Raw genomic sequence first — 25,908 nt, 5'->3', positions numbered from 1 at the left:
GGCGCCAAGCCTGGGGAACAGGGGAGATGGCACCCGCGCCAGCCGACGCGCAGAAGGACTTTCCCGCGTGCCCGCTTTCCACTAAGAGAGGGCACGCGCGTCTGACGCGTGGCCCTCGGAGCGGGCCAGCTGCGGCTCCGGGGTGATTGGAATAGACGCGAGGGGGTCCATCGGCCATCTTCGCGATCCGGAGTTCGGTAGCCGCCATGTCGCACAATACATTCGGTCATCTTTTCCGCGTCACGACCTGGGGCGAAAGCCACGGTCCCGCACTTGGCTGTGTCGTCGACGGGTGTCCGCCCGGAATTCGCTTTACGCTCGCCGAAGTCCAGGCCTGGCTCGACAAGCGCAAACCCGGCCAGTCGCGCTTCGTCACCCAGCGTCGTGAGGACGACCTTGTGAAGGTCCTTTCCGGCGTGATGCTCGATGACGACGGCGAGACGATGATTTCGACCGGTACGCCAATCTCGATGATGATCGAGAATACCGACCAGCGTTCCAAGGATTATTCCGAGATCGCCAAGCGATACCGTCCCGGTCATGCAGACTATACCTACGATGCGAAATACGGCATCCGCGATTACCGCGGCGGCGGCCGCTCCTCGGCGCGCGAGACGGCTGCGCGCGTGGCGGCGGGCGCTATCGCGCGCAAGGTCGTGCCGGGCCTGGTGGTTCGCGGTGCACTCGTCCAGATCGGCAAGCACCGGATCGACCGGTCCAATTGGGACTGGGCGGAAGTGAACAACAATCCGTTCTTCGCACCCGACCCGGCGATCGTGCCCGTCTGGGAAGAATATCTCGACGGCATCCGCAAAGCGGGATCGTCGATCGGCGCCGTGGTCGAGGTGGTTGCCGAAGGCGTTCCGGCCGGCATCGGCGCGCCGATCTATGCGAAGCTCGATCAGGATATCGCCGCCAATCTGATGTCCATCAACGCGGTCAAAGGCGTCGAGATCGGCAACGGCTTTGCCGCAGCCGAGATCAGCGGCGAGGAGAACGCCGACGAAATGCGCATCGGGGCGCAGGGCGAGCCGGTTTTCCTGTCCAACAATGCCGGCGGCATTCTGGGCGGGATCGCGACCGGGCAGCCGGTCGTTGCGCGCTTCGCCATCAAGCCGACTTCGTCCATTCTCACGGAGCGCCGTTCGATCGACAGCGACGGCAAGGAGGTCGACGTGCGCACCAAGGGCCGCCACGACCCCTGCGTCGGCATTCGGGCGGTGCCGATCGGGGAGGCCATGCTTGCCTGCGCCATCGCCGATCATTATCTGCGTGACCGCGGTCAGACCGGGCGGCTGAAGTAACTCCACTGCTGCAGCGGCCTTTGCGCGTCCAAAAAGACGCGCGCCGCTGTCAGGCATTGCGCCAAACAAGATATTCGCGGAGGCAATATATATGTCCTACGACCAGAAGCGCGTCGTCGAAGCCATTCGCGCCTTCGAAGCAGGCGAGATCGTCGTCGTCACCGACGACGGCGGCCGTGAGAACGAGGGCGACCTGATCGTCGCAGCGGTGCACTGCACGCCTGAGAAGATGGCGTTCATCGTGCGCCATACCTCCGGCATCGTCTGCACGCCGATGCCGCGCGAGGAGGCAAAACGCCTCAACCTGAATGCGATGGTTGCCGAGAACGACTCCGCCCACACCACCGCCTTCACGGTGTCGGTCGATTTCAAGCACGGGACCACGACCGGCATTTCCGCAGACGACCGAACGCTTACGGTCAGAAACCTTGCCAATCCGAATGTCGGGCCGACGGATTTCGTCCGGCCGGGCCACATATTCCCTCTCGTGGCGCGCGAGGGCGGCGTGCTGATGCGCTCCGGCCATACCGAGGCCGCCGTCGATCTCTGCAGGCTCGCGAGCCTGCCGCCGATCGGCGTCATCTGCGAACTCGTCAACGATGACGGCACCGTCATGCGTGGGCCGCAGGTCGAAGCCTTCGCGGAAACGCACGGCCTGAAGCAGGTCTCCGTGGCCGATCTCATTGCCTATCGCCAGCGCAAGGAGACCTTGATCGAGCAGGGCCATTCCTTCGAAATGGACACGCCCTACGGCAAGGCCAAGGGCCACACCTATTCGCTGCCCTGGGATACGATGCAGCACCTGGCCGTGGTTTTCGGAGACATTCGCGACGGCGTCGACATTCCCGTGCGTCTCCACCTCGAAAATGTCGGAGCCGACGTCTTCGGCCGCGGCCGCCAGATCGACGAGATCATGAAGCGCATCGCCGCCGAGGGGAGGGGCGTCATCGTCTATCTGCGGGAGGGCTCCGTGGGGGTCGGAATTTCGCAGACAGCGCGAAAGGGCAAGCACGAGAGGGAGGTCCACTCGGAGGCACAGGAGCGCGAAAGCGAGTGGCTGGAGATCGGCCTCGGCGCGCAGATCCTGAAAGACCTCGGCATCACCTCCATTCGCCTTCTTTCGTCGCGCGAGCGGCATTATGTCGGCCTGGAGGGCTTCGGCATCAAGATCGCCGCTACCGAGATTCTGTAAATCCGGAAGAGCCCAAAATAAAAGCCGCGTCACCCGACGCGGCTCCCTCGCCTTGAAGCAAGCTGCCGTTACGGCAGGGCGTCGTAGCCTTCGTCGAAGCCCTTGAGGTCGACGGGGATGCCAATGCCTTCCTCGGGCGACTGGAAAACGATGAAGGTCGCCGTCGCGCCGGCGCGGAAGGTCTTGAGAAGCTCGTCTTCGAGCACGACCTCGGCGTAGCAGCCGTCGGAGAAGCAGCGCACGAAATAGGCGCGGCCGATGTCCTTGCCGTCGACATTGAGGCCGAGGCCGTTCGGCAGGAGCACGCCGAGCGGCGCAAGCACCCGAAGGATCTTCGCCTTGCGGTCGGCGGTCTTGAGGACGACGACCGAGAGACCGACTTCAGGCCTGTCTTCGGCGATGACGTTCTGCATCAGCGCGCACTGTTCGGCCGAGGCGCCTGCCGGCTGGTCGCAGACGATCGACCACGCGCCGTGATTTGACTTCACCGTGCCCGGCGTTGCGTTGGATTGCTGGGCCAAGCTTGCTGCGGGGAGTGCGAAGGCGGCAATTGCGAGCGCGGCCAGGGCGGGCAGCCGGGAGAAGAGGGACAGGCCCATGTAAACCTCAAAAACCTCGAATCATTAGGGCTATTCTTGAAGCGCGCGAGGATAAATGAAAAGCCCTGGTCGTTACATTCCAGTGTCATATGGCCGAAATTGGGCCCTCCCGGTACGAAATCGGCGTGCCGAGGGCCGCTTTCTCTCCGCCGGTGAGCGTGGCTGCCCGCAAATGGGGCGGCGAATGACCGGTCCGCGCGCGGGCGCCGGTGCGTGGGAGGGCTTTCGACCGGTTGCGAGGTCTCCTGTGCGAAAACTTCCGCTTTGTGCAAAAATGCCGCACGAGGTTGCTTGGACAGATGTTGCGGCGCTGGTCAAACTGTGGTTTGAAGCGCTTCAGTATCGCAGGGATTCTGTGTTCCGGGTTTGATCCTGATCAAGCGCATTGGGGAGACGTAATTGTGAAAAACAAGGCCTATGCAGTTCTGGCAGCGCTTGCCTGTCTGCTTTTTGCTTCGAGCGCCTTTGCTGACAAGCCTGTCGACTGGCAGACGAACTTTCAGGCGGCTGCTACGGGCATCATGGAAGAAATCACGTGGTTTGAACACTACACCCTGTGGTTCATCATTCCGATCACACTTTTCGTTCTCCTGCTGCTGGTCATCGTGGTCGTCAAGTTCCGCGAGAGTGCCAATCCTGTTCCGTCGAGGACCAGCCACAATACGCTGATCGAAGTCGTCTGGACGGTCGGCCCGGTTATCGTGCTGCTTTTCCTTGCGATTCCCTCATTCCAGCTTTTGACCGCGCAACTCACGCCTCCGGAGAATCCGGACCTGACGGTCAAGGCGACCGGCAACCAGTGGTACTGGTCCTATGAATATGAGGTCGGCGAAAGCCCGCTCTCCTTCGATAGCCTGCTCCTGAAGGACGAGGATCGTGCGGGCCTCGGCAAAGAGGACAAGGCGCAGTATCCGCGTCTTCTCGCCGTCGACAACGAAGTCGTCGTGCCGGTCGGCAAGACCGTTCGCCTGCTCGTCACGGCTGCCGACGTAATTCATGCCTTCGCCATGCCGGCTTTCGGCGTCAAGATCGACGCGGTTCCCGGCCGTCTCAACGAGACCTGGTTCAAGGCCGACCGCGAAGGTCTCTATTATGGCCAGTGTTCCGAGCTCTGCGGCAAGGATCACGCCTATATGCCGATCGCCGTCCGCGTTGTTGCGCAGGATAAATACGACGCCTGGCTCGCCGCCGCCGCAACCAATGTCGGCGAAGCGAACAAGGCGCTCATGGCGTCCGTCGACGGCGCGGCCAAGGCCGTTGACGTCGCCGACAACGCCGCACAGTAATCGGAAGTGGAGCTTGACCATGGCTGGAACAGCCGTTCATCACGATCAACGCCATGATCATTCCGATCATGGCCACGCGGACCACGCGCACAAGCCGCTGACCTTCTTTCAGCGCTGGTTCCTATCGACCAACCACAAGGACATCGGTACGCTCTACCTGATCTTCGCGATCATCGCCGGCATCATCGGCGGCACGCTGTCGGTCTTCATGCGCGCCGAACTGCAGGAGCCGGGCATCCAGATCTTCCACGGTCTGGCCCAGATGGTCTATGGTTTCGAGGGTGATGCTGCCATCGACGGCGGCAAGCACATGTTCAACGTCTTCACGACCGCTCACGCGCTGATCATGATCTTCTTCATGGTCATGCCGGCGCTGATCGGCGGCTTCGCCAACTGGATGGTGCCGATCATGATCGGTGCGCCGGACATGGCGTTCCCGCGCATGAACAACATTTCCTTCTGGCTGATCGTGCCGGCCTTCCTGCTGGTGCTGCTTTCGATGTTCGTCGAAGGTCCTGCAGGCGCCTATGGCGCGGGCGGCGGCTGGACGATCTATCCGCCATTCTCGACATCCGGCATGCCCGGGCCCGCGATGGATCTCGCGATCCTCGGCCTGCACATCGCCGGCGCCTCGTCGATCCTCGGCGCGATCAACTTCATCACCACCATCCTCAACATGCGCGCTCCGGGCATGACGCTGCACAAGATGCCGCTCTTTGCCTGGTCGGTTCTGATCACCGCCTTCCTGCTCCTGCTCTCGCTGCCGGTTCTCGCAGGCGCGATCACCATGCTGCTGACGGACCGCAACTTCGGCACGACCTTCTTCGCGCCGGAAGGCGGCGGCGACCCGATCCTGTTCCAGCACCTGTTCTGGTTCTTCGGTCACCCGGAAGTGTACATTCTGATTCTGCCGGGCTTCGGCATCGTCAGCCACATCATCTCGACCTTCTCGCGCAAGCCGATCTTCGGTTATCTCGGCATGGCCTACGCCATGGTCGCGATCGGCGCCGTCGGCTTCATCGTGTGGGCGCACCACATGTACACGGTCGGCATGTCGCTCCAGACGCAGCGCTACTTCGTCTTCGCGACGATGGTCATCGCCGTGCCGACGGGTGTGAAGATCTTCTCCTGGATCGCGACGATGTGGGGCGGCTCGATCCGCTTCGCGACCCCGATGGTCTGGGCGATCGGCTTCATCTTCCTGTTCACCGTCGGCGGCGTCACGGGTGTCCAGCTCGCCAATGCCGGCCTCGACCGTGCGCTGCACGACACCTATTACGTGGTGGCGCACTTCCACTACGTGCTGTCGCTCGGCGCCGTCTTCGCAATCTTCGCGGCCTGGTACTACTGGTTCCCGAAGATGACCGGCTACATGTACTCGGAGTTTCTCGGCAAACTGCATTTCTGGGTGATGTTCGTCGGCGTGAACCTGATCTTCTTCCCGCAGCATTTCCTCGGGCTCGCAGGCATGCCGCGCCGTTACATCGACTATCCGGACGCCTTTGCCGGCTGGAACATGGTTTCGTCCTACGGCTCCTACATCGCGGCAGTCGGCGTGCTGATCTTCCTCTTCTGTGTCGCCGAAGCTTTCGCGAAGAAGCGCGTTGCGGGGGATAACCCCTGGGGCGAAGGCGCCAACACGCTGGAATGGCAGCTGTCTTCGCCGCCGCCGTTCCACCAGTGGGAGCAGCTCCCGCGGATCAAGTGACGGGTAACGAACAGAAGCCGCCGGTTTCGGCGGCTTCTCCCCGCCGGCAGGCCGGCGTGACGCGGCTGTTTCTGCCGCAGCAAGTTCAAGGTACGGACATGACGGTCATCGGCAATCACGAGGTAGTTGGCATGGAAGGCGCACCGCGACTTTCCGAGGCCTCTGCACGCGATTATTTCGAGCTCCTGAAGCCGCGTGTCATGTCTCTCGTCGTCTTCACCGCATTCGCCGGGCTCGTCCTTGCCCCCGGCCATATCAATCCGTTCATCGGCTTCACCGCCATTCTATGCATCGCCATCGGAGCCGGCGCTTCCGGAGCGCTGAACATGTGGTACGACGCGGATATCGACGCGGTGATGAGCCGCACGGCCAAGCGTCCGATTCCGGCGGGCAAGATTCTGCCCCAGGAGGCGCTTGCCTTCGGACTGACCCTGTCGGCATTCTCGGTGATCATCCTCGGGCTCGCCGTCCACTGGCTCGCAGCCGGGTTGCTCGCCTTCACGATTTTCTTCTACGTGGCCATCTATACGATGTGGCTGAAGCGCTCGACGCCGCAGAACATCGTCATCGGTGGAGCCGCCGGGGCCTTCCCCCCGATGATAGGCTGGGCCTGCGTGACCGGCGGCGTGTCGGTCGAGAGCATCGTGCTCTTCCTCATAATCTTTCTCTGGACGCCGGCGCATTTCTGGGCCCTGGCTCTCTTCAAGATGGGCGATTACGGCGCGGTCGGCGTGCCGATGATGCCGAATGTCTGCGGCGAGGCGACGACCAAGCGGCAGATCGTCATTTACGCAGTGCTCACCGCAGTCAGCGGCGTCTGTCCCACCTTGCTCGGCTTCGCGAGCCTCGGCTATGGAGCCTTTGCCACGGCCATGGGGCTCGGCTTCGTCTGGTATTCGCTGGGCGTACTGCGCATGCCCGAAGGCGACAAGCGCATGGTGCCGGCGAAAAAGCTCTTCGCATTCTCGATCGCGTATCTTTTCGCGATATTCTCGGCGCTCCTGGTTGATTACGCGATCGCCCGGATCTGGCTTGGAGGCATTGTCTGATGGAAACCGTTGAACTCAACGAGGCTCAGAAGAAGTCCCGCCGCGGCCGCAACATCGCGCTCGGCATCGTGCTGGCGGCCCTGGTCGCAATTTTCTACGTCGTCACGCTGGTCAAGGTCGGCGGCGGCATGGTGAATTGAAGGCGTTGCGCATGGCGGACAATGGGCAGGCAGATCGGAAGGAACGCTCGAACGGCGTGATCGTCGGCACGTGCCTTGCCTTTGTGGCAGGCATGATCGGCATGGCCTATGCGGCCGTTCCGCTCTACGACATGTTCTGCCGGGTCACGGGCTATAACGGCACCACGCAGCGGGTCGAGCAGGCATCCGACCTAATCCTCGACGAGAAGATCAAGGTCACGTTCGACGCCAACGTCGCTGCCGGACTGCCCTGGGAGTTCGTCCCGGTTCAACGGGATATCGACGTCAGGATCGGCGAGACGGTGCAGATCATGTACCGTGCGAAGAACCTGGCTTCCACGCCGACGACGGGCCAGGCGACCTTCAACGTGACGCCGATGGCGGCCGGTGCCTATTTCAACAAGGTGCAATGCTTCTGCTTCACGGAGACGACGCTTGAGCCGGGCGAGGAAATGGAGATGCCGGTCGTCTTCTTCGTCGATCCGGAGATCGTCAAGCCGGTAGAGACGCAGGGCATCAAGACTTTGACGCTGTCCTACACCTTCTACCCGCGCGAACCCTCCAAGCCGGTCGCGCAAGTGAAGGCGAAGGCCGAAAACAAACTTTGACATGAGCGCCTTTTCGGCTATGCCGGACGGCGACAAGAGAGGACTATCGGGGATTATCGACATGGCCGGAGCGCACCAGAAGCAACACGACTATCACATCATCGACCCGAGCCCGTGGCCGCTGCTTGCCTCCATCGGAGCCTTCGTCATGGCCTTCGGCGGCGTCGGCTACATGCGCTATCTCTCCGGCGGCTCGTTCAAGATGTTCGGGCTTGAGTTCGCCAATCCGTGGGTCTTCTTCATCGGTCTGGCGCTGATCCTTTACACCATGTTCGGCTGGTGGTCGGATACCATCAAGGAAGCGCATGAGGGCCACCATACCCGCGTCGTGTCGCTGCACCTGCGCTACGGCATGATCATGTTCATCGCTTCCGAGGTGATGTTCTTCGCTGCCTGGTTCTGGGCATTCTTCGACGCCAGCCTCTTTCCCGGTGAAGCGATCCAGGCCGCGCGCGCCGAGTTCACCGGCGGCGTCTGGCCGCCGAAGGGCATCGAGGTCCTCGATCCCTGGCACCTGCCGCTCTACAACACCGTCATCCTGCTGCTCTCCGGCACGACGGCGACCTGGGCACACCATGCGCTGCTGCACAACGATCGCAAGGGCCTCGTCTACGGCCTGACGCTCACGGTCATGCTCGGCGTTCTGTTCTCCTACGTGCAGGGCTACGAGTATGCGCACGCGCCGTTCGCCTTCAAGGATTCGATCTACGGCGCGACCTTCTTCATGGCGACCGGCTTCCACGGTTTCCACGTGCTGGTCGGCACGATCTTCCTGCTCGTCTGCCTGCTGCGCGCCCTGCGGGGCGACTTCACGCCGAAGCACCACTTCGGCTTCGAGGCGGCGGCCTGGTACTGGCATTTCGTCGACGTCGTCTGGCTGTTCCTCTTCTTCTCCATCTACATCTGGGGTGGCTGGGGCGCGCCGATCGCCCACGGCTGACGCCGTTATGCTTCGATGATGACGGGGCGGCTGAGAGGCCGCCCCGTTTCATTTGAACATATGGCTTATTTCGGCTGGCTGGCGTTTTTGACGCACATGTTCGATTGGACGAATGGCTGCATTGCCGTTACCAATGCCGAGATGGACGAAATCCGGGACATGGTTCCCAACAATACCGCGATCGTGACCAACCCATGAACGAAGACAAGGCGCTCTATCCGCCCGTCGATCCCGTGATGACGGGAATCAAGGGTCTTTGCCCCCGCTGCGGCCAGGGAAAGCTCTTCGACGGGCTGCTGAAGGTTCGGCCGGCCTGCGGCAGTTGCGAGCTCGATTATGGTTTCGCGGATTCCGGCGATGGTCCGGTCGTCTTCGTCATCCTGATCGTCGGCTTCGTGGTCGTCGGCGCGGCGCTCTGGATGGAGATCAATGTCAACCCGCCGCTCTGGCTGCATTTCCTCCTGTGGATTCCGCTTGCAACCGTCTTGAGCCTGGCGCTGACGCGTATGCTGAAGGGCGTGCTCATCAATCTGCAATACCGCAACAATGCACGTCCGGGTGAAATCGACCGTGGTTGACGAGCGCATGCCGGCTCCGCGCAGCCGCGCCGGCCGTGCGGCCGGCGTTGTCCTGGTGCTCGCCGCTTTCGCTGTGCTCGTGTCGCTGGGCACCTGGCAGATGCAACGGCTGCATTGGAAGGAGGCGCTGATCGGCGCAATTGCCGAGCGGCGCTCGGCGCCGGCCGTCTCGTTCGACAAGATCGAGGCCATGGCCGCGGCCGGCGGGGATATCGACTACCGGACAGTGTACGTGTCCGGCGTGTACGACCACGGCAAGGAGCGCCATTTCTTCGCCACCCATGAAGGCCGCACGGGCTTCTACGTCTTCACGCCTCTTATGCTGGCCGACGGCCGGGCCATTTTCGTGAACCGCGGCTTCGTCCCCTTCGAGAAGAAGGATGCCTCCACGCGGGCCGAAGGGCAGATCGCCGGAAGTGTGACCATCAACGGTCTGGCGCGGCCGAAGCTTTCCGGAAAGCCGTCGTCCCTGGTACCGGACAACGACGCCGCCAAGAACATCTTCTACTGGAAGGACCTCGATACGATGGCGGACTCTGCCGGCCTCGCATCCGATCGCGTCGTTTCCTTCTTTATCGATGCCGATGCATCGGACAATCCCGGCGGTCTGCCGATCGGCGGCGTGACCCAGTTCGATCTGCCGAACAATCACCTGCAATATGCGCTGACCTGGTACGGCCTTGCAGCCGCCCTCGTCGCCGTCAGCGGCATCTACATCTACCGGCGCAGGCGGTAGGGCGCGCCGGTTCTTCCTTGTGTGCCCGATCGTTGCCGCTATATATGGCCCATGCCGACATCCGGCTTTGTTCGTTCCACTGGCGTTTTCATGATGGCCCCATCCGCAGCAGCAAAAACCCCGATCACCATCCGCCTCTGCGGGCCGCGTGGCTTCTGCGCGGGCGTCGACCGGGCGATCCAGATCGTGGTGCTCGCGCTCAAGGAGTTCGGCGCGCCGGTCTATGTCCGTCATGAGATCGTGCATAACCGTTACGTGGTGGAGGGGCTCGAAGCCAAGGGGGCGATTTTCGTCGAGGAGCTCGACGAGATCCCGCCCGAGCACCGCAAGCAGCCCGTGGTCTTCTCCGCCCATGGCGTGCCCAAATCCGTTCCGGCCGATGCGGACGAGCGCAATCTCTTCTATCTCGACGCCACCTGCCCGCTCGTCTCGAAGGTGCACAAGCAGGCGATGCGCCATCATCGCATGGGACGCCACGTCGTGCTGATCGGCCATGCCGGACACCCCGAGGTCATCGGCACCATGGGGCAATTGCCGGAGGGGGCGGTCTCCCTGGTCGAGACCGTCGAGGATGCCGACGTCTATATGCCGCCGGACGCGGACAATCTCGGTTTCGTCACGCAGACGACGCTCTCGGTCGACGATACCGCCGGCGTCATCAAGCGGCTGCATGAGCGCTTTCCGAACCTGACGGCGCCTGCGGCCGATTCGATCTGCTATGCCACCACGAACCGGCAGGAAGCGGTGAAGCAGGCGGCGCCCGGCTGCGACCTTTTCCTGGTCGTCGGCGCACCCAATTCATCGAACTCGAAGCGCCTCGTCGAGGTTGCGCTGAGGGCAGGGGCGAAAAAAGCCGTTCTCGTCCAGCGCGCCTCGGAAATCGACTGGGCGACGGTGGGGGATATTTCGATGGTCGGGTTGTCGGCGGGTGCTTCCGCGCCGGAGGTGATCGTCAACGAGATCATCGAAGCGTTCCGCGAGCGCTACGATGCCACGGTCGAGCTTGCCGACACGGTGGAGGAAAACGAGCACTTTCTCGTCAACCGCGAGCTCCGGCACGTCGAACTGACGGGGGCCGACATGGCCTTCGTCAACGGCGAGTAGCGCAGCTAGAGCATTTCAATGTTTCATGGAAACACTGGAAGGCTCTACCCATTTGAACCAACGCACTTCCGGACGGAAACCGTTACACACTTTTCCTGGAAGTGCTCTAGCCGCTTAGATTCTCGCAATTAGCATCTCTGGAAAGTAACGCGCCTTGGCAGTTTATACCGATATCACGGAAGACGAGCTGATCCGTTTCCTCGCCGCCTATGAGGTGGGATCGCTGACCTCCTACAAGGGCATCGCCGAAGGCGTGGAGAATTCAAACTTCCTTCTCCACACGACCAAAGGGGCCTATATCCTCACGCTCTACGAGAAGCGGGTAAACGCCGACGATCTGCCGTTTTTCCTGGGCCTCATGCATCACCTCGCCGAGCGTGGGCTTTCCTGCCCGCTGCCCCTTCCACGCGCCGACGGCAAGCTTCTCGGAACGCTCTCAGGAAGACCTGCGGCCGTGATCTCGTTTCTGGAAGGCATGTGGCTGAGAAAGCCCGAGGCGCAGCACTGCCGCGAGGTCGGCCGGGCGCTCGCATCGATGCACCAGGCGGGTGAGGGCTTTCCCCTGAAGCGCCCCAACGCGCTCTCCGTCGAAGGCTGGCGACCGCTATGGCGGAACTCCGAAGCGCGTGCCGACGAGGTTCAAGCCGGCCTCAAGGACGAGATCGCGACGGAGCTCGCCTTTATCGAGGAGCATTGGCCGAAAGACCTGCCGGAAGGCGTGATCCACGCTGATCTCTTCCCGGACAACGTGTTTTTCCTCGGCGATCGTCTTTCCGGCCTTATCGATTTCTATTTCGCCTGCAACGATTTCCTCGCCTACGACGTCGCCATCTGCCTGAACTCCTGGTGCTTCGAGAAGGATGGCTCCTACAACATCACCAAGGGCATGGCGCTGCTTTCCGGCTATGAGAGCGTGCGGAGATTGACGGCGGAAGAGATCGAGGCGCTGCCGCTGCTTGCGCGCGGGTCCGCGCTCCGCTTCTTCCTGACGCGCCTCTATGACTGGCTGATGACGCCGCCGGGCGCGCTTGTGGTCAAGAAAGATCCGCTCGAATATCTGACGAAGATCCGCTTCCACCGCGCCATCGTCTCGAGCGCCGAATATGGCCTCAGACGCGAAGAGGCCCCGGCATGAAGCACGTCCACATCTTTACCGACGGTGCGTGCTCGGGAAATCCCGGACCGGGCGGTTGGGGCGCGGTCCTGCGCTACGGCGACGTGGAGAAGGAAATGTCCGGCGGAGAGGCGGAGACGACGAACAACCGCATGGAGCTTCTCGCGGCGATCTCTGCCCTCAACGCGCTCAGGCAGCCCTGCGAGGTCGATCTCCATACCGACAGCAAATATGTGATGGACGGTATCTCCAAATGGATACACGGCTGGAAGCGCAACGGCTGGAAAACCGGCGACCGGAAGCCGGTGAAGAACGGCGAGTTATGGCAGGCGCTCGATGAGGCAAGGAACCGCCACAACGTGACCTGGCACTGGGTGAAGGGCCACGCCGGCCATCCGGAGAACGAACGCGCCGACGAACTTGCGCGCAAGGGCATGGAACCGTTCAAGAAGGCGCGTCGTGCGGACGCGGTGAAATAGAAAGCTCTCCGTCTGTTATTGCCCCTCATCCCGCTGCCGCGACCTTCTCCCCGCACGCGGGGAGAAGGGGCAAGCGGCGAACGCCCCGGGGTCTTTCCCGAGCGCTCGCTCTAGAACTGGAGCATGCCGCTTGTCCCTTCGCCCCGCGTGCGGGGAGAAGGTGGCCGGCAGGCCGGATGAGGGGCAGATGCACGCAGTCCGTTTTAAGAATCAAAGCAGCTCAAGCATCGCGGCCGCACCGGAAGCGGTCGCCTGTCCCGGGCTTTCCTCGATGTTCAGCGCCTTGACGACGCCGTCCTCGACCAGCATCGAATAGCGTTTCGAGCGGATGCCGAGCGTGCCGGCCGAAAGATCGATCTCCATCCCGATCGCCTTGGTAAAGGCGGCATTCCAGTCCGAGAGGAAATGGATCTTGCCCATGCCGCCGGAATGGGTCGCCCAGGCGCCCATCACATGCAGGTCGTTGACCGCGACAACGGCGATGTCGTCGACCCCGCGCGCAAGAATGGCATCGCGATTTTCCAGATAGCCGGGCAGGTGGTTGAGCGAGCAGGTCGGGGTAAAAGCACCCGGCACCGCGAAAAGAACCACGCGTTTGCCCTTGAAGAGCAGCTCGGTCGTTACCTCGACCGGGCCGTCTGCGGTCTTCTCCTTGAAGGTGGCGTTGGGCAGCTTGTCTCCGACGGCAATGGTCACTGGTCTCTCCTCGTCTCTATGCAGTAGCGGGGTTTCGCAGGACTATAGGGTCGGCTCAATCAAAGGCAAGCATCGTTTCCATGCTGCGGCTGCCCGCGCGCAGGGTGAGCGTGATCGGCTTACCCGCGATGTTCTTGTCCTTGCCGGAGAGCTTCACCGGAACGTCGGCCCGACGCTCGGCGCCCTGCGCATCGTGAAAAACCGGCTTGCCGAAAAAGACGCCGGGCGGCCCGGCGAGAAAGAGATCGGCTGACCCGGCAGCCGCATCCGGCGGCAACAGGAACTCGAGTCGTACCATGCCGGCGGCCGCATCGAATTTCGCGTTCACCACCCTGAAGTTCTCGGACGGCTGCTCCGGCAGTGCGGAGAAAGCCTTTTCGATGCGCGCACCGTCGAGCGGATTGTCGAACTCGCCGCTTTTGAGCGCGACGGTCACATCCCCCTGCACGGGAATGCAGATATCTTCGCAGATGCCGAGGAAGACGGAGGCCCGGATGGTGACGTCTCCGCCGTTGCCGGTCCTCTTCAGCGTCAGCGGGAACGCCACCGGCACATCATATCCGGTGTAGCGTCCCGGTCCTTCGCCGAACGTCTTCGGCACCGGGAAGCGGATCGACTGCAGCGAGACGCCGCCGGAGGGATCGAGGGTGACCTGCGGCGGTATGCCGCTTGCGCCAGGATCCCGCCAATAGGTCTTCCAGCCGGGGTTGAGCCGAACCTCGAGAATGGCGGGAATGGCACCATCCGGCTTCGGTTGCGAAGCGACAATGCGGAAATCGCCGCCGGGTGAGGTCACCCATTCGCTGGCGGCTCCATAGGACCGGGCAGGCAGAAAAAAAGCGAGGAAAAGGCTTGCCGTCGCGATGCGCTGGGCCATCTTCATTGGGGTCGAGCGTCGGGTCATGCCAAAGCTGTATCGCGTTTCGCCGTTGGTCTCCAGCGGTCCCGATATGCCGCTGCGATCATAATTGCTTGATCGGCAAGACGAGAGCATGGACAGGGTGTCGCTTGCGTGGGCGCAAATTTCGGCGAACGCCACGTAGAAGCGCTTTTCATTTCGTCGCGAATTGATAGGCTATCATCATCATGGCGAAAAACGTGCTGCATACGATACGCGAACGCGGCTTCCTTGACGGTCAATTCCTGATCGCCATGCCCGGCATGTTCGACACCAATTTCGCCCGGACGGTCATCTTCGTCTGCGCCCATTCCGAAGATGGGGCGATGGGCTTCATCCTGAATCGTCCGCAGCGCCTGACCTTCCCGGATGTTCTGCTGCACCTGCAGCTTCTCGACCCGGATGAGGCGATCCGCCTGCCGTCGGCTACGCGCGAGTTCCAGATCCAGGCCGGGGGCCCCGTTGAGACCGGGCGCGGCTTCGTACTGCATTCGGACGATTACCTGAGCGACTCCAGCATTCCCGTCAGTGACGACATCTGCCTCACGGCGACGCTCGATATCGTCAGGGCGATCTCGCGCGGCGAGGGACCTCTCAAGGCGACCATGCTGCTCGGCTATGCGGGCTGGGGCCCAGGCCAGCTGGAGGCCGAAATCACCCAGAACGGCTGGCTGACTTGTCCTGCGCAGGAGGAGCTGATCTTCAGCCGGGACCTCGACGAGAAGTACGACAGAGCGCTGGCCCTGATGGGTGTCAGCCCGGCGATGCTCTCGACGGACTCAGGCCACGCCTGAAAACTGATTGATTGCCCCTCATCCGCCTGCCGGCACCTTCTCCCCGCAGGCGGGGCGAAGGGACAAGCGGCAGTCACTCGAGCATCTCTCACGCCGGGGGCTGCAGGAGGAACGTGCCGCCCCATCGCGCAATGAGCGGCTGACGGGGCAGATGCCCTCAAGCCCGCTTCATCAGCGGAAATCGCTCCTTCAGGAGCCTCAGGATCGATTCCGATCCCACCGGCGGACCGAACAGGAAGCTCTGACCGTAGTCGCAGCCCATCTGCGCGAGCTGGATCGCATCCTCCTCGGATTCGATTCCCTCCGCGACCACCCGCATGTCGAGCTCGCGCGCCATCGTGATCACCGCGCGCAGGATGACGGCGCGCTTGTCGCTTGGATCGCGCACCAGCGCCTTGTCGATCTTGATCGTGTCGAAAGGGAAGCGGGTGAGGTAGGAGAGCGACGAGTGGCCGGTGCCGAAATCGTCGAGCGCCAGCCGCAGCCCGGCCTCGCGAAGCTTTTCGAGCACGAGCCTGGCCTGCTCGGGGTTCTCCATGACAAGCGATTCCGTCAGTTCCATTTTGATCTGCGCCGGATCGCAGCGGCTCTTGCTGAGAATCGCGCGCATGTCGTCATAGAGTTCGTTGTTCAGCAGCTGTGCGCTCGACAGATTGATCGAGATGAAGATCGGCAGGTCGCCGGTCTGCGTCTGCCACTCGGCAAGATCGCTCGTGGCCTTGTCGAAGGCGAACAGGCCCAGCTGGTTTATCAGGTCGGAATTCTCCGCGATGGGGATGAATTCGGTCGGCGAAATATTTCCGCGCTTCGGATGGTCCCAGCGCATGAGGGCCTCGAAGCCGGCGATCTCGGCATCGCTGAGGCGGACGATGGGCTGGTATACGAGGGAAAGCTCCTTGCGCTCCATGGCGCGCTTCAGGTCGGCTTCGAGCTGTAGGCGGTCCGAGCCGGAGGTCCGGAAAGCCGGACGGAACGGCTCGACCCGGTTGCCGCCCGCCTTCTTGGCGCGGAACATCGCAAGCTCGGCATCGTCGAGCAGTCCGGCTGCGCTCTGCTCCTGATCGAGCCATGAGACGAGGCCGATCGAAGCGGTCAGGTTGATCTCCCGATTTCCGTAGTTGAGCGGGACCATGATCGCCTTGCTGACCGCATCGGCGAAGTCGGCGATCTTGGCCGGATCGCGCTCGGACATGAGGATCAAGCCGAACTGGTCGCCGCCAAGACGCGCGAGCGTGTCCTGCGGGCGCAGAAGCCTGCGCAGGCGGCGCGTCAGCGCGATGAGGACATTGTCGCCGGCGGCGATCCCCAGCATGTCGTTGACCTGCTTGTAGCGGTCGATGTCGATGGCAAGCACGGTCGGGCGTATCGAGTTGCTGCCGTCGCCCATCAGGAGGATCGCCTGCAGGCGATCGAGAAAGACCTGTCTGTTCGGCAGGCCGGTCAGATTGTCCAGAAGCGCGTTGTGCAAGAGCCGCTCGACCGAATTGCGCTGTTCGGTGATGTCGTTGATGGTCCCGACGCATCGGATGATTTCGCCATTGGCGCCGAGCACCGGGCGCGCCCGGATCGAGAGCCAATGATAATGGCCATCCTCGGCGCGCACGCGGAATTCATGGTTGAGCCGCCCGCGGCGATGTTCGAGCAGCACGTCGAGCGTTGCGCGGAAGCGGTCGCGGTCATCGGGGTGCAGCCGCGGCACCCAGTTGCGAACCGGCCCGTTCATCGTTCCGAGCGAAAGCCCGAGCTGGTGCGAGATATCGGGAATGGTAACGACCCGGTCGCGCGCCACGTCCCAGTCCCAGACGGTATCGCCTGATCCCGTGAGCGCCAGCGCCTGGCGCTCGAGATCGGAGAAAAGACCGAGTTGATAGGCCCCGCCGGAAAAGGCGTGCTGCATGACGGTGAAGCCGATCAGGAGCACGATGAGCACGAGGCCGCCGCCGAGTGCCGGCTGCACGATGTCATTGGCGAGTTGACCGGTCACCGCGAGCCAGGCGCCGAACAGCCACACGAGGATCAACAACCAGGCTGGAACGAGAAGGATCGCGCGGTCATAACGGTTGAAGCCCAGATAGGCGATCAGCACGATGCCGACGGTTGCCGTCAGCGCGAAGGACAGGCGGGCGATGCCGGAGGCGATCGCCGGATCGTAGACGGCGACGCCGAAAAGCAGCCCGAGGCCGAGAATCCATGCGAGCGTCGCGTAGCCGAGATGCTGATGCCAGCGATTGAGATTGAGATAGGTGAACAGGAAGATCACGAGACCGGCTGCGAGGAACACCTCGGTGCCCGCTCGCCATATGCGCTCGTCGTCGGCAGTCACGGTGATGAGCTTCGAAAGGAAGCCGAAATCGACGCAGATATAGGCAAGCACGGCCCAGGCGAGCGCGGCGGTGGCCGGCAACATCGACGTGCCCTTGACGACGAAAAGGATCGTCAGGAAAACCGCGAGCAGCCCGGCGATGCCGAGCACGATACCGCGGTACAGGGTGAAGGCGTTGACGGTATCCTTGTAGGCGTCCGGCTGCCAAAGATAGATCTGCGGCAGCTCCGGCGTGGTGAGTTCGGCAACGAAAGTGATGACCGCACCCGGATTGAGCGTGATTCGGAAGACGTCCGCTTCTTCGCTCGGTTGCCGGTCCAGCGCAAAACCCTCGCTCGGCGTGATCGAGAGTATGCGCTGCGAGCCGAGGTCGGGCCAGAAGAGCTTCGAATTCACGAGCCGGAAATGCGGTGCGACGATAACGCGTTCGAGCTGCTCTTCCGAAACATTGGCGAGCGCGAACACGGCCCAGTCACCCTGGTGATTTTCCGTGCTGGAACGCACTTCGATGCGTCTGACGATGCCGTCCGTGCCGGGGGCGGTCGAAACCTGAAAGGCGTCGCCTCTGCCGCTGTAGATCTCCGTCGTGGCGGTGAGATCGAGCGCCGTGTCCTCGCGCGAGATCTTCACCGGCTCGAGCGCATGCGCAACGCCGCCGCCAAGACCAAGGGCGAAAACGACGAGTGCGACCAGAAACGCCGCCAGCCTTGCGGCTGGCCATGCGAGCGGCTTACGGGTCAGGGGCATCAAAGGGGCAAATTCCTGTTGGGTACGGCATCGACGGAGAGGAGCGAAAACATCAAGTGGTCCCGCCACTGCCCGTTTATCTTCAAATATTGTCTCAAATAGCCTTCACGCTCAAAGCCGGCCTTTTCAAGGAGCCGGATGCTCCGTGCGTTTTCTGGAATACAGGCTGCTTCGATACGGTGCAACTCGAGCCCCTTGAAGATGTAGGGGATCGTCAGCTTCAAGGCCTCGTACATATGGCCCTGTCCGGCATGTTTCTGGCCCATCCAGTAGCCGATCATGCAGTTCTGCGCAGCGCCGCGGCGGATATGACCGATGGTGAGACCGCCAAGCAGCGTTTCGTCCGGCTTGTGGAAGAGGAAGAGCGGCACGGCCTGACCGGAGGCAAATTCCTGCTCGTTGCGATTGACGCGGCTGCGAAAGGCGCCTTCGGTCATTTCATCGGCGCGCCAGGTAGGCTCCCACGGCTCCAGGAAGGCGCGGCTTTCGCTGCGCAAGCGATACCATTGCCGGTAGTCGGCGTAGCGGGGGAGGCGGAGCAGATAATGCTGGCTGGCGATCTCGACCGTCTCCGGCTGCCGCGAAAGGAACCGAAAAACCGATCTTGTCATCTATGCCTCCAGGCCAGGACCGCGTCGATGCCGCAGTTCGGTCGAACCGAATGCATGTCGCCCAAACAATATGCGGCGGTTTTGGACGACGACCTGCACGAGAACAATGCCCTAGGGCACGTCGGATGGATCCGATCGAACGCGATGCGCTTCAGGGCACTGTCTCATTGCGAAACGTGGCACAAGTTTACGCCCAAATCGAATCCGATTTTAAGAATTGTACAAGGAAAAAGAGGACCTTGAAGGAAGGCATGCGACCGGCAGGGGCCGGTCAGCTCGCCGCAGCATGTATCGCGTCCGCCTTCGTGGTCAGCGAGGACAATATGTCGTTCAGGGGAGCCAGCTGTCCGAGCGGACCGATGGCCGACAACGTCGGAACCGTGTCGAAGAACAGGCGGCCGGCCAGGTCGGTGAGGCGCTCGATGGTGATGCCCGACAGGCGTTCCATCAGTTCCTCATTGGGGATCGGCCGGCCGTACAGCATCATCTGCCGTGCGATTTGTCCCGCACGCGCGGCCGGGCTTTCCTGGCCCATCAGCAATTGCGCCCGGATCTGTGCGCGGGCACGCTCGATCTCCTGCTGATCGATGCTCAAGGACGACTTGCGCAATTCATCGACGATCACCGGCATCAGCTCCGGCAGGTTTTCTCCGCCCGTTGCCGCATGCACGCCGAAGATGCCGGTATCGGAAAAGCCCCAATGGAAGGCGTAGACCGAGTAACAGAGGCCCCTGTGTTCGCGCACTTCCTGGAACAGGCGGGACGACATGCCGCCGCCGAGGATGTTGGCAAGGATCTGCGAACAATAGAAATCACGGGCGTGATAGGCCTTGCCTTCGAAGCCGAGCAGAACCTGCGCGTCCATCAGGTCGCGGCTCTCGCGGCTGTCGCCGCCGGTGTAGCGCGCGGTCTCGATGACGGGAGCGCAAACGGGTTCGGCGGGCAGGGAGGCGAAACGCTCCTCCACCTGGCGCACGATGGTGTCGTGATCGACGGCGCCGGCGGCTACGATGAAGGTGCGGTCGGTCGTATAGTTGCGGCCGAGATACTGGCGGATCTGATCCGCGCTGAAGGACATCACCGTTTCCGGCGTGCCGAGGATCGGCCTGCCGACCGTCTGGCCACGATAGGCGGTCTCGGCAAAACGATCGAAGACGACGTCGTCCGGCGTGTCGTCCGCCGCGCCGATCTCCTGCAGGATGACCTGCTTCTCACGACGCAGCTCGTCCGCCTCGAAGGTGGATTCCGTCAGAATGTCGGCGAGGATATCGACCGCCAGCGGCAGATGGTCCTTGAGTACGCGGGCATAGTAGGAAGTCGTTTCGGTCGAGGTGGCGGCGTTGACCTCGCCGCCCACATTCTCGATTTCCTCGGCGATCTGGCGGGCGCTGCGCCGCCTCGTGCCCTTGAAAGCCATGTGCTCCAGGAGATGCGCAATTCCGTGTTCATTCACGGTTTCGTTGCGCGAACCGGACTTGATCCAGACTCCGAGCGCCACGCTTTCCAGATGCGGCATTCGCTCGGTAACCACCGTCAGCCCGGAAGGGAGCCGGGTGCACTCAACTTTCATCATCCGTGATCTTTCGCTCTATTCCCGAACGCGGGTACGCTCGCCGATGAAGGTTTCGACGCTCTTGAGCTCCGGATCCAGGATGTCGAAACGCTCCGCCCTAGTCATGAGATCAGCAAGCCACGTCGGAAGCGTGGGGTCAATACCACTTGCCGATTTTACTGCGGCGGGAAATTTTGCCGGATGGGCAGTCGCAAGGGTGACCATCGGGGCGGAGTTCTTCTCGTGCTTGGTTGCCACGAAAACGCCGATTGCCGTATGCGGATCAAGGAGATAGCCGGTCTCGTCGAAGGTCTTGCGGATCGTTTTCGCCACATCTTTCTCCGAGGCGCGGCCGGCGCGAAATTCCTTGCGGATTTTTTTCAGCGCTGCGTCGCCGATCGTGAACGAGCCGGATTGCCTGAGGCTCGCCATGGCCGCGCGGACTTCCGCCGGATCGCGCTCGTTCGCCTCGAAGATGAGCCTTTCGAAGTTCGACGAGATCTGGATGTCCATCGAAGGCGAGGTCGTCGCCTTGACGTCGCGCATCTCGTAGCGGCCGTTCTTCAGCGTGCGCGCCAGAATGTCGTTTTCGTTGGTGGCGATGATCAGCTTGTCGATCGGCAGACCCATGCGCTTGGCGACGTAGCCTGCGAAAATATCGCCGAAATTGCCGGTAGGCACGGTGAAGGAGATCTTCCGGTCGGGCGCGCCGAGAGCGACCGCCGTCGTGAAATAGTAGACGATCTGGGCCATGATGCGCGCCCAGTTGATCGAATTGACGCCGGAAAGCTTCACGCGGTCGCGGAAGGCCTGGTCGTTGAACATGGCTTTGACCAGGTTCTGGCAGTCGTCGAAATTGCCTTTGACGGCAACCGCGTGCACGTTCGATGCCGTGGACGTGGTCATCTGTCTTTGCTGCACCGGCGACACTTTGCCCTGCGGAAAGAGGATGAAGATGTCGGTGCGGTCGCGGCCGGCGAAGGCGTCGATCGCGGCACCGCCGGTATCGCCTGATGTCGCTCCCACGATCGTCGCCCGCTCGCCCCGTTCGGCAAGAACATAGTCCATCAGCCGGGCGAGCAACTGCATGGCGACGTCCTTGAAGGCGAGCGTCGAACCGTGAAAGAGCTCCATCACGAAAGCGTTCGGTCCGGTCTGGACCAGGGGTGCTACGGCCGGATGACGGAAAGTGGCATAGGCCTCGTCGATCATCTCGCGGAACTTGGCCGCCGGGATCTCGCCATTGGTGAAGGGTTCGAGAACGGTGAAGGCGATCTCCTGATAGGATTTGCCGCGCAGCGCCCGGATCTCCTTCTTCGAGAGTGCCGGCCATTCCTTCGGCAGGTAAAGCCCGCCGTCGCGGGCAAGTCCCGCCAGAAGAGCATCGCAAAAGCCGAGAGAGGCCGCTTCTCCCCGTGTCGAAATATACTTCACCATCGTCATCCTTCGTCGTTTGCGCGTCTGAATGAGACGCGCGGCGCTGCAGGCGCTTTTGCGTCAGTCCCTGGCAAATCGCGCGGCCATTCTTGTCACCGTGGCAATTTCACGTCGGTATCGGAAATTTCGGTTGGGGGGCGTGGACCGGTCGATTTTTGATTTCGCCGCTGCTATAGACGATGCCCGAAGGTCAAGAAAGGCCTCCAGCCGTTTTCGGCCCTGAGCTCGAGTTGACCCGACGCGGTCTCGAGCTCTCGCCCGTTGAAGCCGGCTGCGGCGAGTTTGGCTTGCTACAAGCCGATATCATCGCGGTTCGGGAGTTCGTCCGTTCAGTAGAGGTTGTGCAACGTGTCTGGCAAAGTATCTCGCCGTCTTCTCGCAGTATCCCTCCTTTTGGCCGCTGCCGGCTGTAACAAGACGCAATCGGGTGGCGCCATCGACGCCGGCGGAAGTGCGACGGCGCCGACACCTGCGGTGATCCAGGCGGCCTGCCCGCCGATCAGCCTTCGGGACGGTACCTCCTCCTACCGAACCTATGCAAAGGGTGCCAAGGACGATCCGAGCAAGATCGTCTATCAGGCCTCGCTTGCCGACACGACGCGCCAATGCGTGCAGAGCCCGGACAAGCTGACGATGACGGTCGTGGTGCAGGGTCGCGTGGTCGCCGGTCCAGCCGGCGGGCCGGGCAAGGTGACGCTGCCGATCCGCGTTGCCGCCACGGATGGCGAAAAGACGCTTTACTCGGAGCTCACCCAATACCCGGTCGAAGTGCCGGCGGGCCCGGCGGGCAGCGCCACCACCCAGTTCGTTTTCACCAAGGCCGATGTGACGCTTCCCGCCGGCGCCGGCGCCGAAGCGAAGGTCTTCGTGGGATTTGACGAAGGTCCGTATAGGGCGAAGTAATACCCGCCCCTCATCCGGCCTGCCGGCCACCTTCTCCCCGCAGGCGGGGCGAAGGACACGAGCGGCACGCTCCCAGCTCTTCCTTGGCGTTGAAAGTGCGGAGGCGATGCCGCTTGTCCCTTCTCCCCGTAAGACGGGGAGAAGGTGCCGGCAGGCGGATGAGGGGCGAGCTCAACTCGCTCAGCGGCCGCTTACTCGACCGCGACGCTCTGGCCGCCTTCCCACTTGTAAAGCGAGAAGCTTGGCGAGGTGAGATCGCCGCTTTCGCCGTAGGTCAGCTTGCCGATGACCGTGTCGATCGCCTCGCCTGACTTGATGGCGGTGGCAACGGCAGTCGCGTCCTCGGTCGAGCCCGCCTTCTCGATACCCGCCTTGAGAACCTGCACGGCGGCATAGGCGTTGAGCGTGAAGGCTTCCGCGGGGATGTTCTTGGCCTTGAGGGCCTCGATCACCGGTGCGGCGGCCGGGTTGCGGGTGGCGTCGCTGGCATTGGTGTAGACGGTGCCCGATGCGGCTTCGCCGCCGATTGCCCAGAACTCGGTGTTGGAAAGACCGTCGCCGCCGAGGAGCTGCGCCTTCACGCCCTGGTCATGCATCTGGCGAGCGAGCAGCCCGCCCTCCGCGTGATAGCCCCCGAAATAGACGACGTCGACATTCTCGGCCTTGAGGCGGGTGACGATCGCCCCGAAATCCTTCTCGCCGGGCGTCAGGCCTTCATAGACCACCTCGGTGATGCCGCCTGCGTTGATCGCAGCCTTGAATCCGTCGGCAAGACCCTTGCCATAGGCTCCCTTGTCGTGAAGCACGGCAACGCGCTTGTCCTTGAAGTTCTTGACGACGTAGTCGGCGGCGACGACGGCCTGCTGATCGTCGCGTCCGCAGGTGCGCAGAACGTTCCACAGGCCGCGGGTCGTCAGATCCGGGGTGGTCGCCGTCGGCGTGACCATCAGGATACCGTTTTCCGCCAGCACGTCGGATGCCGGCATCGAGGTGCCGGAGAGCACCGGTCCGACCACGTATTGTATGCCTTCGCCCGCCAGCTGGTTGGCGACCGAGACGGCCTGCTTGGGTTCGCCCGCGTCGTCGACGATCTTGACGACGAGCTTCTCGCCATTGACGCCGCCGGCGCTGTTGATCGCTTCGACCGCCGCTTCGGCGCCGTTCTTGACCTGCTCGCCGAAGGCAGCAACGGGACCGGTGAGCGGCGTGATGACGCCGATGGTGATGTCGGCATGGGCGAGCGGCGCAAACGCGACGCTGGCTGCCAGTGCCATTCCGGTCAATCGTGAAAGACGCATGGTGTTTCCTCCTTGGAAAATTCCCCCTTCTGGGGGTTTGCTTGATATGCCCGCGCGCAGTCTGAAAATCGGTCGATTCTCGGAGGAAGTCCATGCGCCTTCAATGCGGCATGGAGTCCTCGCCCGCCCTAAGCCGTCATGGACTCCGACCATTCCGCGAGCGCGGCGATTACTCCGGGAAGCGCCGCCATTCGCGAGATGACCGTTTCGGCGCCGGCTTCCGTCAGCTTGTCCGCATGGGCTGCGAACGTATGCGAACCGCCGGTGAAACCGACGACGCGCATGCCCGCCGCGCGGGCGCCATGAATGCCGTGAACCGAATCTTCGATGACAAGAACGCGTGCCGGATCGACGCCGAACTGGGCCGCCCCATGCAGGAAGATGTCAGGCTTCGGCTTGACGCGATCCGGGCCAAGGTCGCGCGCGGAGTAGATGTGTTTGCCGAAATGATCCCTGATGCCGACTTTGCCGAGCATCATCGCAAGCCGTTGCGAAGTGGAGTTCGAGCAGATGCAATGCGGAAGCGTCAGTTGCATGAGCGCCGGCCGCACGCCTTCGATGATCTTGACGTCGCGGGCAAGCCGCACGTCGAGAATGGCATCGACCTTGTCGATCAAGGAGGCGGAAAGCGGAATGCTCGCTTCCTTCTCGACCGCCAGCAACGTGTCGCGCCAGGTCATGCCGGAAAAGCGTTCGGACATTTCCTCGATGCTGATCGGATAGCCCGCTTCCGTCAGCAACCCGGCCTCGACTTCCGAGGCGATGATTTCCGAGTCGACGAGCACGCCGTCGCAGTCGAAGATGATGAGGTCGATACCGGTCATAAATCGGTTCCTTGGGAGAAAGGCGCCGCCGGCAGGGGAGGAGCTGAAAAGCGGCGCGGGAAATGGTGGCCGCAGCTTTATACGATGGCGGATCAAAGCTCAACCTGGAGCAGGAGACGGAGAACCGGGGATTGTGGCCGATTCAACTCGCAATCGTCGCAGCCGACGGTACAAATCGTCGTGATCACCGCGGGAAGAGCTCCAGAAAGGCCTTCTCGCCCGGCGCCGTAAAGCGAACCGCCCGGCTGTTCTGCTCCCGTTTCGCCCAGCCCTTGTCGATGAAGAGCGTCAGCAATGCCTCTCCCAGCGAGCCGGCGAGATGCGACCGCCGCTCGCTCCAGTCGAGGCAGGTGCGGCAGATCGGCCGCCGGGATTTCCTGAGCGCGGCGTAGTCGATCCCGAGCGACTCGATGCGGACACGCCCGGCATCGGTCAGAGCCAGATCGTCTTCGCCCGCCGTTTCGATCTGCCGGGCCCCGATCAGGCTGCCCAGCATGCGCACGCCGTAATCGCCGGCAAGATGGTTGTAGCAGACGCGCGCCTTGCGCAGTGCCGGGTCCTTCGGTCCGGGCCGCGAGCGCGTCAGGCCGCGCCCGGCGGCAAAACCCATGAGGCTTTCGAGCATGAGCCCGACCTCGTCCTCGCTCAGCGCGTAATAGCGGTGCCGGCCCTGCTTGCGCTGTGTCAGCAAGCCGCCCGCCTCCAGCTTGGCGAGGTGCGAACTGGCGGTCTGCAGCGTGATGCCGGCCTGGGCTGCAAGCTCCGTCGGCGTCAGCGCCTGGCCGCCCATCAGAGCGGTCAGCATGTTTGCGCGTGCGGGATCGCCGATCAACGAGCCGATCAGAGCTATGTCCGGGCCTTCCTTCATACTTCGATGATAATCGAAGTATCGCGGACGGGCAAGACCCGGATCGGCGGCGCCTGGACGATGACTCCTGCGGCGACGCAAATTTTTCCGGCGCCTTCAGGCTTTGGTAACCATCTTCGG

General features: G+C 62.6%; 26 protein-coding genes. 16 read left to right on the top strand and 10 right to left on the bottom strand.

Annotated features, from left to right (window positions below; genetic code table 11):
- The first annotated feature begins 206 nt into the window (after positions 1-206).
- The gene (aroC, locus tag JOH52_RS01435; RefSeq protein WP_010968904.1) at positions 207-1,304 is read left to right on the top strand and encodes a chorismate synthase; all 1,098 of its coding nucleotides are present in this window, start codon (positions 207-209) and stop codon (positions 1,302-1,304) included.
- Between the two features lie 91 nt (positions 1,305-1,395).
- Entirely contained in the window at positions 1,396-2,496 is a 1,101-nt protein-coding gene (gene ribB, locus JOH52_RS01430; protein WP_003532339.1) for a 3,4-dihydroxy-2-butanone-4-phosphate synthase, read from the top strand.
- Positions 2,497-2,564: 68 nt separating this feature from the next.
- Here ribB and JOH52_RS01425 read toward each other — a convergent pair whose 3' ends face one another.
- The gene (locus JOH52_RS01425; protein WP_003532333.1) at positions 2,565-3,095 is read right to left on the bottom strand and encodes an invasion associated locus B family protein; all 531 of its coding nucleotides are present in this window, start codon (positions 3,093-3,095) and stop codon (positions 2,565-2,567) included.
- A 401-nt stretch (positions 3,096-3,496) separates the two neighbouring features.
- Here JOH52_RS01425 and coxB point away from each other — a divergent pair, with 401 nt between their 5' ends.
- The 12 genes from coxB to rnhA all read left to right on the top strand — a co-directional run bounded on the left by coxB (position 3,497) and on the right by rnhA (position 12,837).
- Positions 3,497-4,381 carry a cytochrome c oxidase subunit II gene (coxB, locus tag JOH52_RS01420; RefSeq protein WP_010968905.1) on the top strand — a complete coding sequence of 295 codons (885 nt, stop codon included), beginning with the start codon at positions 3,497-3,499 and terminating at the stop codon, positions 4,379-4,381.
- A 19-nt stretch (positions 4,382-4,400) separates the two neighbouring features.
- Complete coding sequence (ctaD, locus tag JOH52_RS01415) at positions 4,401-6,089, top strand: cytochrome c oxidase subunit I (RefSeq protein WP_003532329.1); 1,689 nt, start codon at positions 4,401-4,403, stop codon at positions 6,087-6,089.
- A gap of 98 nt (positions 6,090-6,187) precedes the next feature.
- On the top strand, positions 6,188-7,138 hold the full coding sequence (locus JOH52_RS01410; protein ID WP_013844112.1) for a heme o synthase: 951 nt from the start codon (positions 6,188-6,190) through the stop codon (positions 7,136-7,138).
- Positions 7,138-7,278: a hypothetical protein gene (locus tag JOH52_RS01405; protein ID WP_010968907.1), complete on the top strand. Its 141-nt coding sequence runs from the start codon at positions 7,138-7,140 to the stop codon at positions 7,276-7,278. The genes JOH52_RS01410 and JOH52_RS01405 overlap by 1 nt, the downstream gene beginning before the upstream one ends.
- Positions 7,279-7,289: 11 nt before the next feature.
- Positions 7,290-7,886 (top strand): cytochrome c oxidase assembly protein, encoded by a 597-nt coding sequence (locus JOH52_RS01400; protein ID WP_010968908.1) that lies wholly within the window; start codon positions 7,290-7,292, stop codon positions 7,884-7,886.
- 61 nt (positions 7,887-7,947) lie between these two features.
- The gene (locus JOH52_RS01395) at positions 7,948-8,826 is read left to right on the top strand and encodes a cytochrome c oxidase subunit 3 (protein WP_010968909.1); all 879 of its coding nucleotides are present in this window, start codon (positions 7,948-7,950) and stop codon (positions 8,824-8,826) included.
- Between the two features lie 18 nt (positions 8,827-8,844).
- On the top strand, positions 8,845-9,024 hold the full coding sequence (locus JOH52_RS01390; RefSeq protein ID WP_234705572.1) for a L,D-transpeptidase: 180 nt from the start codon (positions 8,845-8,847) through the stop codon (positions 9,022-9,024).
- On the top strand, positions 9,021-9,404 hold the full coding sequence (locus JOH52_RS01385; RefSeq protein WP_010968910.1) for a DUF983 domain-containing protein: 384 nt from the start codon (positions 9,021-9,023) through the stop codon (positions 9,402-9,404). The genes JOH52_RS01390 and JOH52_RS01385 overlap by 4 nt, the downstream gene beginning before the upstream one ends.
- On the top strand, positions 9,373-10,140 hold the full coding sequence (locus JOH52_RS01380; RefSeq protein ID WP_013844113.1) for an SURF1 family protein: 768 nt from the start codon (positions 9,373-9,375) through the stop codon (positions 10,138-10,140). The genes JOH52_RS01385 and JOH52_RS01380 overlap by 32 nt, the downstream gene beginning before the upstream one ends.
- A gap of 93 nt (positions 10,141-10,233) precedes the next feature.
- The gene (ispH, locus tag JOH52_RS01375; protein WP_003532315.1) at positions 10,234-11,244 is read left to right on the top strand and encodes a 4-hydroxy-3-methylbut-2-enyl diphosphate reductase; all 1,011 of its coding nucleotides are present in this window, start codon (positions 10,234-10,236) and stop codon (positions 11,242-11,244) included.
- Positions 11,245-11,398: 154 nt separating this feature from the next.
- Positions 11,399-12,379, top strand: coding sequence for a homoserine kinase (locus tag JOH52_RS01370; RefSeq protein WP_010968913.1), 981 nt, complete (start codon positions 11,399-11,401; stop codon positions 12,377-12,379).
- On the top strand, positions 12,376-12,837 hold the full coding sequence (gene rnhA, locus JOH52_RS01365; protein WP_010968914.1) for a ribonuclease HI: 462 nt from the start codon (positions 12,376-12,378) through the stop codon (positions 12,835-12,837). Before JOH52_RS01370 ends, rnhA begins: the two co-directional genes overlap by 4 nt.
- A 210-nt stretch (positions 12,838-13,047) precedes the next feature.
- On the opposite strand, the gene JOH52_RS01360 is transcribed toward rnhA, so the two are convergent.
- Both JOH52_RS01360 and JOH52_RS01355 read right to left on the bottom strand, forming a co-directional pair.
- Positions 13,048-13,533 (bottom strand): peroxiredoxin, encoded by a 486-nt coding sequence (locus JOH52_RS01360; protein WP_010968915.1) that lies wholly within the window; start codon positions 13,531-13,533, stop codon positions 13,048-13,050.
- 55 nt (positions 13,534-13,588) lie between these two features.
- On the bottom strand, positions 13,589-14,416 hold the full coding sequence (locus JOH52_RS01355; protein WP_013844115.1) for a protein-disulfide reductase DsbD domain-containing protein: 828 nt from the start codon (positions 14,414-14,416) through the stop codon (positions 13,589-13,591).
- A 203-nt stretch (positions 14,417-14,619) separates the two neighbouring features.
- Between JOH52_RS01355 and JOH52_RS01350 the strand changes: the two genes are divergently transcribed.
- On the top strand, positions 14,620-15,225 hold the full coding sequence (locus tag JOH52_RS01350) for a YqgE/AlgH family protein (protein WP_003532305.1): 606 nt from the start codon (positions 14,620-14,622) through the stop codon (positions 15,223-15,225).
- Positions 15,226-15,382: 157 nt separating this feature from the next.
- On the opposite strand, the gene JOH52_RS01345 is transcribed toward JOH52_RS01350, so the two are convergent.
- The 4 genes from JOH52_RS01345 to thrC form a co-directional block, all read right to left on the bottom strand.
- A complete protein-coding gene (locus JOH52_RS01345) occupies positions 15,383-18,295 on the bottom strand; it encodes a sensor domain-containing phosphodiesterase (protein WP_010968917.1) in 2,913 nt (970 codons plus the stop codon).
- Complete coding sequence (locus tag JOH52_RS01340) at positions 18,295-18,906, bottom strand: GNAT family N-acetyltransferase (RefSeq protein WP_003532301.1); 612 nt, start codon at positions 18,904-18,906, stop codon at positions 18,295-18,297. The genes JOH52_RS01345 and JOH52_RS01340 overlap by 1 nt, the downstream gene beginning before the upstream one ends.
- A 271-nt stretch (positions 18,907-19,177) precedes the next feature.
- Positions 19,178-20,479: a M16 family metallopeptidase gene (locus tag JOH52_RS01335; protein ID WP_003532299.1), complete on the bottom strand. Its 1,302-nt coding sequence runs from the start codon at positions 20,477-20,479 to the stop codon at positions 19,178-19,180.
- A gap of 15 nt (positions 20,480-20,494) precedes the next feature.
- Positions 20,495-21,895, bottom strand: a complete 1,401-nt coding sequence (gene thrC, locus JOH52_RS01330; RefSeq protein WP_010968919.1) for a threonine synthase — start codon at positions 21,893-21,895, stop codon at positions 20,495-20,497.
- Positions 21,896-22,243: 348 nt separating this feature from the next.
- Here thrC and JOH52_RS01325 point away from each other — a divergent pair, with 348 nt between their 5' ends.
- The gene (locus tag JOH52_RS01325; protein WP_107010466.1) at positions 22,244-22,798 is read left to right on the top strand and encodes a hypothetical protein; all 555 of its coding nucleotides are present in this window, start codon (positions 22,244-22,246) and stop codon (positions 22,796-22,798) included.
- A 191-nt stretch (positions 22,799-22,989) separates the two neighbouring features.
- On the opposite strand, the gene JOH52_RS01320 is transcribed toward JOH52_RS01325, so the two are convergent.
- The 3 genes from JOH52_RS01320 to JOH52_RS01310 all read right to left on the bottom strand — a co-directional run bounded on the left by JOH52_RS01320 (position 22,990) and on the right by JOH52_RS01310 (position 25,788).
- Positions 22,990-24,096 (bottom strand): ABC transporter substrate-binding protein, encoded by a 1,107-nt coding sequence (locus JOH52_RS01320; protein WP_003532293.1) that lies wholly within the window; start codon positions 24,094-24,096, stop codon positions 22,990-22,992.
- A 128-nt stretch (positions 24,097-24,224) separates the two neighbouring features.
- Positions 24,225-24,920 (bottom strand): HAD family hydrolase, encoded by a 696-nt coding sequence (locus tag JOH52_RS01315; RefSeq protein WP_003532290.1) that lies wholly within the window; start codon positions 24,918-24,920, stop codon positions 24,225-24,227.
- Positions 24,921-25,104: 184 nt separating this feature from the next.
- Positions 25,105-25,788 carry an ArsR/SmtB family transcription factor gene (locus JOH52_RS01310; RefSeq protein WP_014529101.1) on the bottom strand — a complete coding sequence of 228 codons (684 nt, stop codon included), beginning with the start codon at positions 25,786-25,788 and terminating at the stop codon, positions 25,105-25,107.
- Between the last annotated feature and the right edge of the window lie 120 nt (positions 25,789-25,908).

It is taken from the genome of Sinorhizobium meliloti, assembly GCF_017876815.1.
In the GTDB taxonomy this organism is placed as follows: Bacteria; Pseudomonadota; Alphaproteobacteria; order Rhizobiales; family Rhizobiaceae; genus Sinorhizobium; species Sinorhizobium meliloti.
Note: the sequence above shows the minus strand (reverse complement) of the source record. Positions and strands in the feature narration are given on the sequence as shown.